This window comes from Arthrobacter sp. AL12, assembly GCF_029960645.1.
Classification (GTDB): domain Bacteria; phylum Actinomycetota; class Actinomycetes; order Actinomycetales; family Micrococcaceae; genus Arthrobacter.
Genome location: NZ_JASBQY010000007.1, coordinates 1 through 13,201, shown reverse-complemented (window position 1 = coordinate 13,201; position 13,201 = coordinate 1). Strand labels below are relative to the sequence as shown.

Sequence of the window (13,201 nt, the reverse complement as noted above, 5' to 3'; positions counted from 1 at the left end):
CCCTCTAAGGAACGGACGTATTCAGCGCCCGCAGCGCTGCACGCTGCCCAGGCCCGCCCTGCCGAACGCCGGGCGCACCACCAGGAGCGCCCGCCCTAGGGGCCGCTCCCGCTTCCGCTGAGGTCTGTTGAGGCCGGAGTGAGGTCGTTGGGTCCGCTGGGGGACCCAACGGCGTCGAAGGCTCCGGCAGGCATCCCGTCGTTGGGTCCGCTGGGGGACTCAACGGCCTCGCAGGATGCGAAAAGGCATCCGTCGTTGGGTCCGCTGGGGGACTCAACGGCCTCGCAGGATGCGCCAGTCCACCGCACTGCGGCCGTCGGTCCACGGCCGCAGTGCGAGGAGCCGATACCCATCCCGGTATCATTCTTCAGGGGCGCCGCAGTGGCGCACAGGGGGAAGGAACGGGGACAGCGTGGAGAGTACTTCGCCCAAAAGCACCACGGCAGGGCTCTTGAGCGGCCGCTACCAGCTCGGGGAAGTGATCGGCCGGGGCGGAATGGCATCCGTCTACAGTGCCAGGGACGTGAACCTCGGCCGCGACGTGGCCCTCAAGCTCTTTGCCCCGCAATCCGCCGATCCTGACGAACTCAGGCGTCAGGAAGCCGAAATTTTGCTCCTGGCGACCCTGAACCATCCGAGCCTGGTGACACTCTTCGACGCCGGCACGGACACCCGCATCCCGGATGAACCCCGGCCGTTCCTGACCATGGAACTGGTGGACGGGCAGGACCTCCGGGCCCGGATCCGGCACAGCCCGTTGCCGCTGGCCGATATCGCGGTCATCGGAGCCGGCGTGTCGGACGCCCTGGCCTACGTGCATTCGCTCGGCATCGTCCACCGGGACATCAAGCCGGCAAACATCCTGCTCGTTCCGGTCCGCCCCGGAGAGCCCCTCCGGCCGAAGCTCACCGACTTCGGGATAGCCCGCCTGGTGGACGGGACCCGGCTGACCGCCACCGGCACCATGGTGGGGACCGCCGCGTACTTGAGTCCGGAACAGTCCCGCGGCGCGGAGCTTGGTCCGGCAAGTGACATTTACTCCCTGGGGCTGGTCCTGCTTGAATGCATCAAGGGCGAGCTCGAATTCCCCGGCAGTGCCGTGGAATCGGCTGTCGCGAGACTGCACCGGGCCCCGGCCGTCCCCGATTCCGTACCCGCCGAATGGGCCAAACTGATCCGGGCCATGACTGCACTGGATCCCCTGGAACGTCCGCCCGCAGCGGACCTCGAAATGGCGCTGCGACATGCCCTGGTCTCGCCCGAGTCCCTCCCCGGGCTCCTCGCCGAAGAACGCACCCGCGTGCTGCCGGCCCCGCCGCCCCGCCCCCCGCTGCTGTCCCCGCCCGGACCAGGCGCCAACCCGGGGACGCTCGCCATGCCCATTGGTGACCCGGCTGCGGCGACCGGCGGCAGCGCCAGCACCGGCGCCCGGGCCGGGTACCGGCTGGACCCGGACGCGGTTACCACACCGCGGGCAGACCGCGGTTCCTGGCTGTCCCGGACCGCCTCGCGCCTCCGGCTGGCCGGCCGCCGCACCCAGATCCTGCTGTCCCTCGCGCTCCTGGCGCTCGTGACAGGTGCCATCACGGCTGCCGTCGCCCTGGCAGCGCCTGTTCCACCCGCCGTCGTCCCCTATCCGGCCGTGACCGGGGACCTGGGGCAGCACCTGCAAGAGCTGCAGAAGAGTGTGGAGCCATGAACTTGATTGCCCGGCCGGCCCTGAGTGCCCGGTCCCCATTCCGTCCGCGCCGCACCCGTCCGTTCCTCGCGGGTTGGCTCCTCGGCACGGCGCTGCTCACCGGCGCCCTGGCCGGCTGCGCCGCGACGCCGGAGCTGGACGGCGCTGCCGCCCAGGAACTTCAATCCCAGGTCCTTGCCGTGACAGAGGCCGCCGCCGCGGATGACCCCGCCGCGTCGCTGAAACACCTCGACGAGCTCGTACTGAAGCTGGACGAAGCGGCCGGCCGTGGCGAGGTTTCCTTTGTACGGCACCAGAGCATCCGGAAGTCCGTCGATGCCGTCCGGGTGGACCTCAACGCCCGTCAGGCCGACGCGGCCCGGATTGCCGCCGAACAGGAAGCGGCATCGCAGGCCGCGGCCGCCGCCCAGGCCGACGCCGCCGCGGCGGCAGCGGCAGCAGCAGCGGCGGCTCCCCCGCCCGCCGTTGCGCCCGCGCCACCGGACGACAAGGGCAAGGGCAAGGGCAAGGGCAAGGGCGACTAGGGCCGCGCCGCCGGCCCGCAAACAGTCCTCCGCTGGCCGGCCCCCCGAGAAACGCCGAACGGCGCACCGGGGGTCTCCGGTGCGCCGTTCGGGATGAAGCACTGCCGGCAGGAAGCCGGCTTCTGGGCCTAGCCCAGCATGGACAGCACGTCGCTGAACTTCGCCGAGGGGCGCATGACGGCGGTGACCTTGGCCTCATCCGGGTGGTAGTAACCGCCGAGGTCCACCGGGGAGCCCTGGACGGCGAGGAGCTCGCCGAGGACGGTCTCCTCCGCGGAGTCCAGCGCGCCGGAGACAGCGGCGAACGCAGCGGCCAGCTCGGCGTCGTCGGTCTGGCGGGACAGTTCCTGGGCCCAGAACTTGGCCAGGTAAAAGTGGCTGCCGCGGTTGTCGAGCTCGCCGGCTTTGCGCTTCGGGGACTTGTCCTCGAGCAGGAATGTCCCGGTGGCGCGGTCCAGCGTGTCGGCAAGGATCTGGGCGCGGGCGTTGCCCGTGGACGTGGCCAGGTGCTCGAAGCTGACGGCGAGGGCCAGGAACTCACCCAGGCTGTCCCAGCGCAGGTGGTTTTCCTTGAGCAGCTGCTGGACGTGCTTCGGGGCGGAGCCGCCGGCGCCGGTTTCGAAGAGGCCGCCGCCGTTGATCAGCGGAACCACCGAGAGCATCTTGGCGCTGGTGCCCAGTTCCAGGATCGGGAAAAGGTCGGTGAGATAGTCGCGCAGCACATTGCCGGTCACCGAGATGGTGTCCTCGCCCTTGCGGATGCGCTCCAGGGTGAAGGCGGTGGCCTCCTCCGGGGACATGATGCCGATCTGCAGGCCCTCGGTGTCGTGCTCCTTGAGGTACTCCTCAACCTTGGCGATCATCTGGGCGTCGTGGGCGCGGCCCTTGTCCAGCCAGAAGATGGCCGGCACGGCGGAGGCGCGGGCGCGGGTGACGGCCAGCTTTACCCAGTCGCGGACCGGGACATCCTTGGTCTGGCAGGCGCGCCAGATGTCGCCCGGCGAGACCCGGTGCTCGATCAGCACGGTGCCGGCGTCGTCGACCAGCTGGACGGTGCCGGCGGACTGGATCTCAAAGGTCTTGTCGTGGCTGCCGTATTCCTCGGCCGCCTGCGCCATCAGGCCGACGTTCGGGACGGTGCCCATGGTGGTCGGGTCGAAGGCGCCGTGGGCGCGGCAGTCGTCGATGACGACCTGGTAGACGCTGGCGTAGCTGCTGTCCGGGAGGACGGCGAGCGTGTCTGCTTCCTGGCCGTTGCGTCCCCACATGTGGCCGGAGCTGCGGATCATGGCCGGCATGGAGGCGTCCACAATTACGTCGGACGGGACGTGCAGGTTGGTGATGCCCTTGTCGGAATCGACCATGGCCAGCTCGGGGCCGTCGTTGATCCCCTTCTTGATGGCTGCCTCGACGTCGCCGCGGATCTCCTCGGGGAGGTCCTCGAGGCCGTTGAGGATGGAGGCCAGTCCGTTGTTCGCGCTCAGGCCGGCGGCGGCGATCTGGGCGCCGTAGGTGTCGAAGAGCTCGGCGAAGTACGCCTTGACGACGTGTCCGAAGATGATCGGGTCGGAGACCTTCATCATGGTCGCCTTCAGGTGGGCGGAGAACAGCACGCCCTCTTCCTTGGCGCGGGAAACCTGGGCCGCGAGGAAGGTGTCCAGGGCGGCGGCGCGCATCACGGTGCCGTCGATGATCTCGCCGGCGAGGACGGGGAAGGCCCGCTTGAGGACCTTGACCGTGCCGCCTTCCTTGACCAGCTGGATCTTGACGTTTCCGTCAGCCTTGATGACCACGGACTTCTCGTTGGAGCGGAAGTCATCGGCGTCCATCGTGGCGACGTTCGTCTTGGACTCGGCGGTCCAGGCCCCCATGCTGTGCGGGTTCTGGCGGGCGTAGGCCTTGACCGAGAGCGGTGCGCGGCGGTCGGAGTTGCCTTCACGCAGCACGGGGTTGACCGCGGAGCCCTTAATCTTGTCGTAGCGGGAGCGGATGTCCGTCTCTTCGTCCGAGGAGGGGTTGTCCGGGTAGTCCGGGAGGGCGTAGCCCTGGCCCTGGAGCTCCGCGATGGCGGCCTTCAGCTGCGGCGTCGAGGCGCTGATGTTGGGCAGCTTGATGATGTTGGCTTCGGGCTTCTTGACGAGGCCGCCGAGTTCGGCCAGGGCGTCACTGGCGCGCTGTTCCTCGGCGAGGTAGTCGCCGAAGGCGCCGATGATACGGCCGGCCAGCGAGATGTCGCGGGTCTCCACTTCCACACCGGCCGTCGAAGCGAAGGCTTCAACAATCGGCAAGAACGAATAGGTGGCCAGCATCGGCGCTTCGTCGGTGTGGGTATAGATAATCTTTGCCATTGCTCGGGCGTCTCCCTGAAGGTCTGGGTATTTCCGGAAATTTTTGTGCCAATTCAACACCCCTAACTTACCCGAGGGAGTAGGGTTGCCGCCTACCGGCGTCGTGCGCATTTGATTCCGTGACGAGGGCAGCAAGCTGTGACAAGAATTGACAACATGCTTTACAGATCGGTCAAAGTCCCGTAGTTTCGTTCCCATCACAGCGGCCGCTACCGGAGGCCGCACCGCATTCCACCGGTTAGGACAACCATGAGAACACCCAAGACTCTGGCCACCAGCCTCCTCAGCCTCTCGGCAGCGGCGCTGCTGGCCCTGGGCGCCGGGGGCGCAGCGAGCGCCGCCCCGGCACCCGGCAACGCGCCGGCGGAAACGTCCGCAGTCAGCAGCCACACCGTCGTCGAGACCGGCGGAGCGGAGTACTGGACGGAAGAACGGATGCGCAGCGCCATCCCCGGCGACGTGCTGGCTGAAAAGGCCATGCAGAAGAGCGCCAACTCCAAGGCCACCTCGCACCGCCCGGCTGAGGCCGGAGCGCCCAGCACCGTCCAGTCCCAGAGCCCGTCACGCCAGGCCAAGGAGGTCCAGTCCAAGGCGAACGCGAGCGAAACCCCGGTCAAACACATCGGCAAGGTCTTCTTCACCCTGGGCGGGTCCAACTACGTCTGCTCCGGCAACTCGGTCTCCTCCACCAACAAAAGCACCGTTTCCACGGCCGGGCACTGCCTCAACGAGGGCCCCGGGGCCTTCGCCACCAAGTTCACCTTTGTACCGGCCTATCTCAACGGCGCCGCCCCTTATGGCATGTGGACCGCCAAGTCCCTCCACGCACCCACGCAGTGGAGCTCCGGCGGCGACATGACGTACGACACCGGCTTCGCGGTCATGAACACGCTCAACGGCAAGAAGCTCGCGGAGGTAGTGGGCGCCTCGGGCCTGCAGTTCAACGCCGCCCGCGGCCTGAGCTACAAGGCCTTCGGCTACCCCGCGGCGGCACCGTTCAACGGTGAGTCCTTGAAGAGCTGCACCGGCACCGCCGCGAACGACCCGAACAACCCGCAGTTCAACTCCCAGGGCATCCCCTGCAACATGACCGGCGGATCCTCGGGTGGCCCGTGGTTCATCGGCTCCAGCTCCACCGGCTACCAGAACTCGGTCAACAGCTACGGCTACGGCAGCAACTCCACCAAGATGTATGGCCCGTACTGGGGCTCGGTCATCCAGCAGGCTTACACCACCGCGGCCGCTTCCTAGGTCGGCGCCCGGCAACACCCATACCAGCGCGGGGTCACTCGAGGCCCATCTCCTGCAGTGGGGATGGGTCCAGGTGGTCCCGCGTTGTCGTGTGCCCAGGTGCCGGGGCCGGCCGGGGTGGACATGTCCCCCCCGGCCGGCCCCGGCACCACGGGACATGTCCCCCCTGCGGTGGGGTGTGTGGACATAATCTCAATGTGCCCACCCGCGGCCACGAAGAATGAGCATGTCCTTCGGCGCATATTTCCCTGCCTGGCCTGGTCCTCGCCCGCACCACGGGACATGTCCTCCGCGCGGTGCGGTGCGTGGACATACTCCCAATGTGCCCGCCCGCGGCCACGAAAAATGGACATGCCCTCCGGGAAAGGTAGGGCATGTCCATTCGTGGGTGAAGCCGGGCGCACGGACCCCCGCGCCGGCCCGGCTTGGCGCGACCCCCTAGTGGAAGAAGTGCCGGGCGCCGGTGAAGTACATTGTGATGCCCGCGGCGTTGGCTGCGGCAATGACTTCCTCGTCGCGGACCGAGCCGCCGGGCTGGACGACGGCGCGGACGCCGGCGTCGAGCAGGATCTGCAGGCCGTCAGCGAACGGGAAGAACGCGTCGGACGCGGCCACGGCGCCGCGGGCCCGCTCCGGGGCACCGGACGCGTCGATGTTCGAGGCACCGCCGGCGCCGTCGACTTCGGACTCCACGCTCACGCCCAGCGAGTTGGCCCGCTCGACGGCGAGCCGGCAGGAATCGAGCCGGTTGACCTGGCCCATCCCGATGCCCACGGCGGCACCGTGGTTGGCCAGCAGGATGGCGTTGGACTTGGCCGCGCGGCAGGCGGTCCAGGCGAACGCGAGATCGGCCAGGGTGCCGGCGTCGGCGGCCTCACCGGCGGCGAGGGTCCAGTTGGCAGGGTTGTCCCCCTCGGCGTCGACCTTGTCCGTGGCCTGCACCAGCATGCCGCCGGAGACCTGGCGGAATTCGGTCGGGTAGCGGCCGTAGCCCTCGGGCAGGGCCAGGAGGCGGATGTTCTTCTTCTTGGACAGGATCTCCACGGCCTCGTCCTCGAAGCCCGGGGCTATCACGACCTCCGTGAAGATGCCCGCGACGGTCCTGGCCATGCCGGCGGTGACCGTGCGGTTGGCCGCGATCACACCGCCGAACGCGGAGACCGGGTCGCAGGCGTGCGCCTTGGCGTGCGCGTCCGCGATCGGATCCGCCGCGGACGCGGTCCCCACGGCCACACCGCAGGGGTTGGCGTGCTTGATGATGGCAACGGCGGGCTCGGCGAAGTCGAACGCGGCGCGCAGGGCCGCGTCGGCGTCGACGAAGTTGTTGTAGCTCATGGCCTTGCCGTGCAGCTGGTCGGCCTGGGCGATGCCGGCCGGGGCTGCCCGGTCCACGTAGAGGGCGGCCTGCTGGTGCGGGTTTTCGCCGTAGCGGAGGACCTCGGAGCGCTCCAGTGCCAGGCCGGCGTAGGCGGGCCAGTCGATGACGCCGTCGCCGTCCTCGTCGAGGAACTGGCTCGCGGTCCAGCTGGCCACGGCGGTGTCGTAGGTGGCGGTGTGCGCGAAGGCCCTCGCGGCGAGCCGGCGTCGGGTCTTCAGGTCAAATCCGCCGGACGCGGCGGCGGCCACGACGTCGTGGTACGTGGACGGGTCCACCACAATGGCGACGGCGGCGTGGTTCTTCGCGGCGGAGCGCACCATCGCGGGCCCGCCGATGTCGATCTGCTCGACGACGTCGTCCTGCGCGGCGCCCGACTTCACGGTCTCCACGAAGGGGTACAGGTTCACCACCACCAGGTCGAACGGTTCGATGTCCATCGACGCAAGCGTGTCCATGTGGGCCGGGACGCGGCGGTCGGCGAGGATGCCGCCGTGGACGCGCGGGTGCAGGGTCTTGACGCGGCCGTCGAGCATTTCCGGGGAGCCGGTGACTTCTTCGACTTCCTGCACCGGGATGCCGGCGGCGGCGATCCTCTTGGCGGTGGAGCCGGTGGAGACGAGCTTGACGCCGGCGTCGTGCAGGCCCCGCGCGAGTTCCTCCAGACCGGTCTTGTCGTAGACCGAGATGAGGGCCCGGCGGATGGGAACACGGTCGATGGATACACGGTCAAGCTGCGTGAAGCTCACAAAAGTCTCCGTCTTATATCGCGGCGGGGCCGCGGGTGGTGGGGATGGGGCCAGTTTATCGCGTCAGCGCGCCGGGCCTTTCCGCGCCCCGGAGTATGAAGCGGACCGCACCGGCGTGCGAGGGCACGTAGAGTTTTCCCTGGAGGCTGAGAGATGAATACATACACCACTGTGCCCAGCGGCGAACAGGTGGTCCAGGAACTGCCGTGGCGTTGGAAGGTGCAGGGCCGGATCTTCCTGATCGGCGGCCTGGGCTTTATGTTCGATGCTTGGGACGTCACGCTCAACGGCATCCTGATTCCGCTGCTGTCCAGGCACTGGTCCCTCACCCCGGGCGAGGCCGCCTGGATCGGGGCCTCGAACCTGATCGGCATGGCCCTGGGCGCCTTCATCTGGGGCACCATCGCGGACACCATCGGGCGCAAAAAGGCCTTCACCGCCACGCTGCTGATCTTCTCGGTCTTCACCGTGCTGGGCGCCTTCTCCCCTGATTTCCTCTGGTTCGTCGCCTTCCGTTTTATGGCCGGTTTCGGCCTGGGCGGCTGCATCCCGGTGGACTACGCGCTGGTGGGCGAGTTCACGCCCCGCAGGCAGCGCGGCAGGGTCCTGACCGCGATGGACGGCTGGTGGCCGATCGGCGCGGCCCTGTGCGGGTTCGTGTCCGCCGGGCTCGTGGCCCTCTACGGGGACTGGCGGCTGACCATGCTGGTGATGGTGCTGCCGGCGCTGCTGGTGTTCTGGGTCCGCCGCAGCGTCCCGGAATCCCCGCTGTTCCTGATCCGCAAGGGCCGCCGCGACGAGGCCGCCAAGGTGATCGATGACCTCGTCGCAGCGACCGGGGCCGAGCCCCGCGTCTACAGCCTGCCCGAGGCGCAGGACGCGCCGCGGCTCTCCGCCGGCAGCGCCTGGACCCAGCTGCGCCTGCTCTGGCAGTACGACTGGAAAATCACGACGGCGGCCTGGTCGCTGTTCTTTTCCATCCTGCTGGTCTACTACCTGTCGCTGACCTGGATGCCGCGGATCCTGATCGGCGCCGGCTTCGAGGAGTACAAGGCCTTCCTCACCACCGCCTCCATGGCCGCCGTCGGACTCCTGGGGGTGGTGGTTGCCGCGCTGCTGGTGGAGCGTGTGGGCCGGAAGTGGATCCTGGCGATCACCGGTCCGCTGTCCGCGCTGACACTGGTGATCGTGGCGATTGTGGTGGACATCCCGACGGCGGCCGTGTTCTGGCTTCTGGTGTTCGGCTTTGTGGTGCAGGTGGCCATCCCCGTGCTGTACGCCTATGTCTCGGAGCTGTATCCGACGGAGCTGCGCGGCTCGGGCTTCGGCTGGGCCTCGACGTTCTCCCGGCTCGGCGCCGGCTTCGGCCCGCTGGTCTTCGCCGCGTTCCTCTGGCCGGAGCTGGGCCTCGCGACCTCGTTCGCCATCGCCGGGGTGCTGGTGCTGCTCAGTGTGCTGTGGATGGCGTTCTTCGCCCCCGAGACCAAGCAGCGCCACCTCGCCTAAGCCCCCGCTCCCCACGGGTTGCGTCCCGCCCCGGCGGTTGCGCTATCACTTTTGGTGCTTCTGGAAGCTCAGAAACACCAAAAGTGATAGCGCAACGGGGGGTCAGGGCGCGTTAGGCCTACTTTGGGGAGGCGGGGGGGTCGGCGGCGAGGGCCGCCAGGGTCGAGACCAGGAGCCGGCGCTCGACCACCTTGATCCGTTCGTGCAGTGACTCCTCGGATTCGCCGTCCGCGACCGCCACGGCTTCCTGCGCGATGATCGGGCCCGTGTCCACCCCGGCGTCGGCCCAGTGCACCGTGCAGCCGGTGACCTTCACGCCGTAGGCCAGCGCGTCCCGGACCCCGTGCGCACCCGGGAACGAGGGCAGCAGGGCCGGGTGGGTGTTGAGGTATTTGCCGCCAAACGCGTCGATGAAGTCCGCGCTGACAATCCGCATGAACCCTGAGGACACGAGGACGTCGGGCGCGTACGCGGCCACCGCCTCGGTGAGCGCGGCGTTCCAGGCAGCCCGGTCCGGGTAGGCCTTGAAGTCCACCACGAAGGTCGGGATGCCGGCGGCGGCCGAGCGCTCCACCCCGTAGGTGCCGGGCCGGTCCGCACCCACAGCGGCGATCTCGACGTCGAGCCGGCCCTCTGTCACGGCGTCGATGACGGCCTGAAGGTTGGAGCCGGTGCCGGAGACGAGGACTACGATGCGCATTGTCCTAGCTTATGGGGCCGCTCGCGTAGGCTGGAAACCATGAATCCCCCGAACGACTCCGCCGGCAGCAACCGCGGCCAGCCGCAAGGCCAGCACCCGCTCAGCGACGCGGCCAAGGCCTCGCAGGCCAAGACCCACAACCTCTTCCGCAGCTTTATTGTGGCGGTGCTGGGATCGTTCTTCGTCTACCAGTTGGACATCAGTTACCTCTGGCTCAGCGCGCTCCTGACCCTGGCGGGCATCGTGCTGGGCATCATGGTGCTGGTCCGGTACGCCAAATTCAAGGAATCCAAGTTGGTGCTGTTCGGGACGATCTCCGGGCTGGTGGTCCTGGCCGTGCAGGTGCTGCTGCTCCTGAGCTCGGCGCTGTTCTTCAACCAGGTCCGCGACTACCAGCAGTGCAGCCGCCAGTCCCTCACCCAGCAGGCCGCCTCCAGGTGCCAGACCCAGCTGGAAAAGTCGCTGCCGCGGTTCCGCTGAGCGCAGGTTCGCTGAGGAGCCCGTTCCGCCAAACGCCACCACCCGATCCAGGTCCGCTAAACGCGGTGGCGCGTTACAGGGACGCCGTCTCCAGGTCCGCTTCTTGCAGCTTCTGCCGGCGTTCCAGCCACGGTCCCGCCGCGTAACCGATCACGACGCCGACCGCCACCTCCGCGGCCACGAACAGTGCCGTCCGGAGCGGGTCGGGTCCGATCTCGGTGAGCCGTCCGATCCCGGCGGAGCCGCGGGCCAGCCAGGCCAGGCCCGCCGCCAGCAGCCCGGCAACGCTGCCGACCATCACACCGAGAGCCAAGGTGGAGACCGTGGCCGTGAACCAGCGGGCGCGGATCTTGATCGAGAGCCATTCATCGAAGTGGTTTTCCCCTTCGCGCAGGAACCACCAGCCGGCGAGGGTTCCGGCGAGGACCGGCACCACCAGCGCGGCCACCGCGAACTCCTGCGGCCCGGCCGGCAGGGCCGCGAACACCGGGATCGACGGGATCGGCCCGACGGCGGTGCCCAGCGCCCCGGCCTGGGAGCCGACGCCCAGGGCAACGCCCGCACCGCAGATCCAGGCGAGCGCGAACACAACCAGATTGGGCAGGAAGCCGAACTGCGCGATGGTGAGCATGGCGCCTCCCGTCGCGCCGGCGTCGAGCGCTTCATAGACCGCAACCACAAGATTCCAGTGGGTGAAGAAGGTGGCGGCAAGCAGCACGCAGGACATCGCCAGGCTCGCCATCAGCGCCACGAAGCCGGCCTTCACCGCGGACCCCAGGTAGGAGCCGGCCCAGCGCGAATGCTGGCTGGTGCGGGAAAGCCAGGCCACGGCGTCGACGCCGATCAGCCGGCTCCACGAGCCTGCCTCCCGGCGGGCACCGATCACCATGCCGAGCCCGAACGGGATCAGCGGGATGAGGGCGGCGGACCAGAGGCCCACGCCGACGTCGTCCGTGCGGCAGACAAAGCCGGTGGTCAGACCGAACGCGGCGTACATCAGCCACGAGCCGAGCAGCGCCTGCCAGAGCTGGTCCGTGTACGAGGCCCGGGCCAGCCGCCGGCCGGCACGCCAGGCGAGCAGGAACGGGATCAGGGTCAGTCCGAGCGGGATGAGCGAGAGGACGCCGGTCTGATGCGCGGTTGCGGGGCCCGCGCCGGCGGTGTCCAGCAGCAGCGGAACGCCGTGGATCAGCAGCCAGGCCTGGCCGGCGAGGCGGGCCAGGGCATCGGGTTCGGTGTTCAGGAAACCGGCGGTGGCCCACACGGCCAGAATCGGCGCGGCCACCAGCAGGGCGGAAATTATGGCTGCCTGCGCGGACTCGAGGGCTCCCTGCAGCCACAAGGGCATCGGAAGTCCACGTTCCCCGGTCTGATCAGCGCGCAGTTTCATCGTGTTCCATGGTGCCATGTGCGGGGGTTCCTGCCTGTTCCGACAGGCTCAACCGGCCGATTTGGCGAGGATTTTCTCTGCTTCCCGGCGTTCAGGGCTGAATTCAACTACCCGCCCTGCAGGCGCTTTTTTCACTACTCCGCCGTAAAATTGGAATGTCCGCAATCACTGGTTGGAGGCAGAAAATGACTACCGCATCTCCACATGCACACGGCGTTCACTTCGGACGGACAGATGTCCAGAACGTCGGCATGGGTGTAGGTATCGTCCTTATAGTCGTGGGCATCCTCGGATTCATCCCCGGCATCACCACGCAGTACAACTCATTGGCGATCGTTGGACCGAATTCCACGGCCCTGTTCCTGGGCATTTTCCAGGTATCGATACTGCTGAACGTCGTTCAGGCCCTAATCGGCACCCTCGGTCTGGTCATGTCCCGGAACAACCCCATGGGCGCCCGGAACTTCCTCATGGGCTTCGGCCTGCTGTATATCGTCCTTAGCGTCTATTCGCTCATCGTCGGTGTGGGGTCGATGGCCAACTTCCTGTCGATGAACGTCATGGGTGCGTGGGGTTTCTTGATCTTGGGCGTAGCGATGTTATGCGCCGGCTGGCTGATGTCGAGGCATCTGGCCGACGACACAAATACCCGGTAAGCAACAATCGGGACAAAGGGAGCCGCGAATGAGTAACGTTTCATAGCAATCTGAAAATTCGTACTACCTGCTGGTGCAGTCGCCTCGCGGAAACGCAGCGACTGCACCAGCTTTCTTTGTGTGCGGGGATGGCAGGGGCTGATGGGGCAGGGGCGCGCGGCCGAGATCACCCGCGCTGAGCGGACCGCAGCCCGCCGGCCTGGGCGACCGCGACGGCCTGGGCGACGGCGACGGCGACGGCCGATAGTTGAGCCGGCGCCCACCAGAGGTCGGCGACTAGAAGCGGATCTGGGAGTACGGCAGGCTCGGCAGGTTCCCCGCCGTCCAGGGGCGGTCCGATTTTTCCGGTGGAATGAGCCCGCGGCCGTCGCGAACCACCAGCACCACCGTGCCCACGATGGCCAACAGGGCAACCGCAGCCAGGATTACCAGCAGCACCACAATGGACCCGGTCATGTCCAACACCTCTAGCCCCAGGTTTTCATGGCGGGTCCGTCGGGATGGCGTGTTAATCAGGGAAAGG

The 13,201-nt window shown here is 68.0% G+C and carries 11 protein-coding genes; 6 read left to right on the top strand and 5 right to left on the bottom strand.

Going from position 1 to position 13,201, the window contains the following annotated elements; translation table 11 throughout:
• Positions 1-412 precede the first annotated feature (412 nt).
• Together QK291_RS09735 and QK291_RS09730 are read left to right on the top strand one after the other, a co-directional pair.
• Complete coding sequence (locus QK291_RS09735; RefSeq protein WP_282381242.1) at positions 413-1,699, top strand: serine/threonine-protein kinase; 1,287 nt, start codon at positions 413-415, stop codon at positions 1,697-1,699.
• Positions 1,696-2,223, top strand: a complete 528-nt coding sequence (locus QK291_RS09730; RefSeq protein ID WP_282381240.1) for a mucin-associated surface protein — start codon at positions 1,696-1,698, stop codon at positions 2,221-2,223. The genes QK291_RS09735 and QK291_RS09730 overlap by 4 nt, the downstream gene beginning before the upstream one ends.
• A gap of 128 nt (positions 2,224-2,351) precedes the next feature.
• Here the strand turns inward: QK291_RS09730 and QK291_RS09725 are convergent, their stop codons facing one another.
• A complete protein-coding gene (locus tag QK291_RS09725; RefSeq protein WP_282381238.1) occupies positions 2,352-4,571 on the bottom strand; it encodes an NADP-dependent isocitrate dehydrogenase in 2,220 nt (739 codons plus the stop codon).
• Positions 4,572-4,820: 249 nt separating this feature from the next.
• Between QK291_RS09725 and QK291_RS09720 the strand changes: the two genes are divergently transcribed.
• Positions 4,821-5,822, top strand: a complete 1,002-nt coding sequence (locus QK291_RS09720) for a hypothetical protein (RefSeq protein WP_282381236.1) — start codon at positions 4,821-4,823, stop codon at positions 5,820-5,822.
• 438 nt (positions 5,823-6,260) lie between these two features.
• On the opposite strand, the gene purH is transcribed toward QK291_RS09720, so the two are convergent.
• Positions 6,261-7,946, bottom strand: coding sequence for a bifunctional phosphoribosylaminoimidazolecarboxamide formyltransferase/IMP cyclohydrolase (gene purH, locus QK291_RS09715; protein ID WP_282381235.1), 1,686 nt, complete (start codon positions 7,944-7,946; stop codon positions 6,261-6,263).
• Between the two features lie 153 nt (positions 7,947-8,099).
• Between purH and QK291_RS09710 the strand changes: the two genes are divergently transcribed.
• Positions 8,100-9,452 carry an MFS transporter gene (locus QK291_RS09710; RefSeq protein WP_282381234.1) on the top strand — a complete coding sequence of 451 codons (1,353 nt, stop codon included), beginning with the start codon at positions 8,100-8,102 and terminating at the stop codon, positions 9,450-9,452.
• Positions 9,453-9,570: 118 nt separating this feature from the next.
• Here QK291_RS09710 and purN read toward each other — a convergent pair whose 3' ends face one another.
• Positions 9,571-10,152 carry a phosphoribosylglycinamide formyltransferase gene (gene purN, locus QK291_RS09705; RefSeq protein ID WP_282381233.1) on the bottom strand — a complete coding sequence of 194 codons (582 nt, stop codon included), beginning with the start codon at positions 10,150-10,152 and terminating at the stop codon, positions 9,571-9,573.
• 39 nt (positions 10,153-10,191) lie between these two features.
• On the opposite strand from purN, the gene QK291_RS09700 reads away from it, so the two are divergent.
• Entirely contained in the window at positions 10,192-10,632 is a 441-nt protein-coding gene (locus tag QK291_RS09700) for a hypothetical protein (RefSeq protein ID WP_282381231.1), read from the top strand.
• A 73-nt stretch (positions 10,633-10,705) separates the two neighbouring features.
• On the opposite strand, the gene QK291_RS09695 is transcribed toward QK291_RS09700, so the two are convergent.
• Positions 10,706-12,022: a DUF6350 family protein gene (locus QK291_RS09695; RefSeq protein ID WP_282381479.1), complete on the bottom strand. Its 1,317-nt coding sequence runs from the start codon at positions 12,020-12,022 to the stop codon at positions 10,706-10,708.
• Between the two features lie 185 nt (positions 12,023-12,207).
• On the opposite strand from QK291_RS09695, the gene QK291_RS09690 reads away from it, so the two are divergent.
• Positions 12,208-12,678 (top strand): DUF4383 domain-containing protein, encoded by a 471-nt coding sequence (locus tag QK291_RS09690; RefSeq protein ID WP_282381230.1) that lies wholly within the window; start codon positions 12,208-12,210, stop codon positions 12,676-12,678.
• 276 nt (positions 12,679-12,954) lie between these two features.
• Here QK291_RS09690 and QK291_RS09685 read toward each other — a convergent pair.
• Positions 12,955-13,201: hypothetical protein (locus QK291_RS09685; RefSeq protein WP_282381228.1), on the bottom strand; the 247-nt coding region annotated here is incomplete at its 5' end.

What these genes read in the sequence shown, in the direction of transcription:
- purN (WP_282381233.1), bottom strand. Translation starts at nt 10,152, where the DNA reads ATGCGCATCGTAGTCCTCGTCTCCGGCACCGGCTCCAACCTTCAGGCC.
- QK291_RS09700 (WP_282381231.1), top strand. Translation starts at nt 10,192, where the DNA reads ATGAATCCCCCGAACGACTCCGCCGGCAGCAACCGCGGCCAGCCGCAA.
- QK291_RS09695 (WP_282381479.1), bottom strand. Translation starts at nt 12,022, where the DNA reads ATGAAACTGCGCGCTGATCAGACCGGGGAACGTGGACTTCCGATGCCC.
- QK291_RS09730 (WP_282381240.1), top strand. Translation starts at nt 1,696, where the DNA reads ATGAACTTGATTGCCCGGCCGGCCCTGAGTGCCCGGTCCCCATTCCGT.
- QK291_RS09690 (WP_282381230.1), top strand. Translation starts at nt 12,208, where the DNA reads ATGACTACCGCATCTCCACATGCACACGGCGTTCACTTCGGACGGACA.
- QK291_RS09710 (WP_282381234.1), top strand. Translation starts at nt 8,100, where the DNA reads ATGAATACATACACCACTGTGCCCAGCGGCGAACAGGTGGTCCAGGAA.
- QK291_RS09720 (WP_282381236.1), top strand. Translation starts at nt 4,821, where the DNA reads ATGAGAACACCCAAGACTCTGGCCACCAGCCTCCTCAGCCTCTCGGCA.
- QK291_RS09725 (WP_282381238.1), bottom strand. Translation starts at nt 4,571, where the DNA reads ATGGCAAAGATTATCTATACCCACACCGACGAAGCGCCGATGCTGGCC.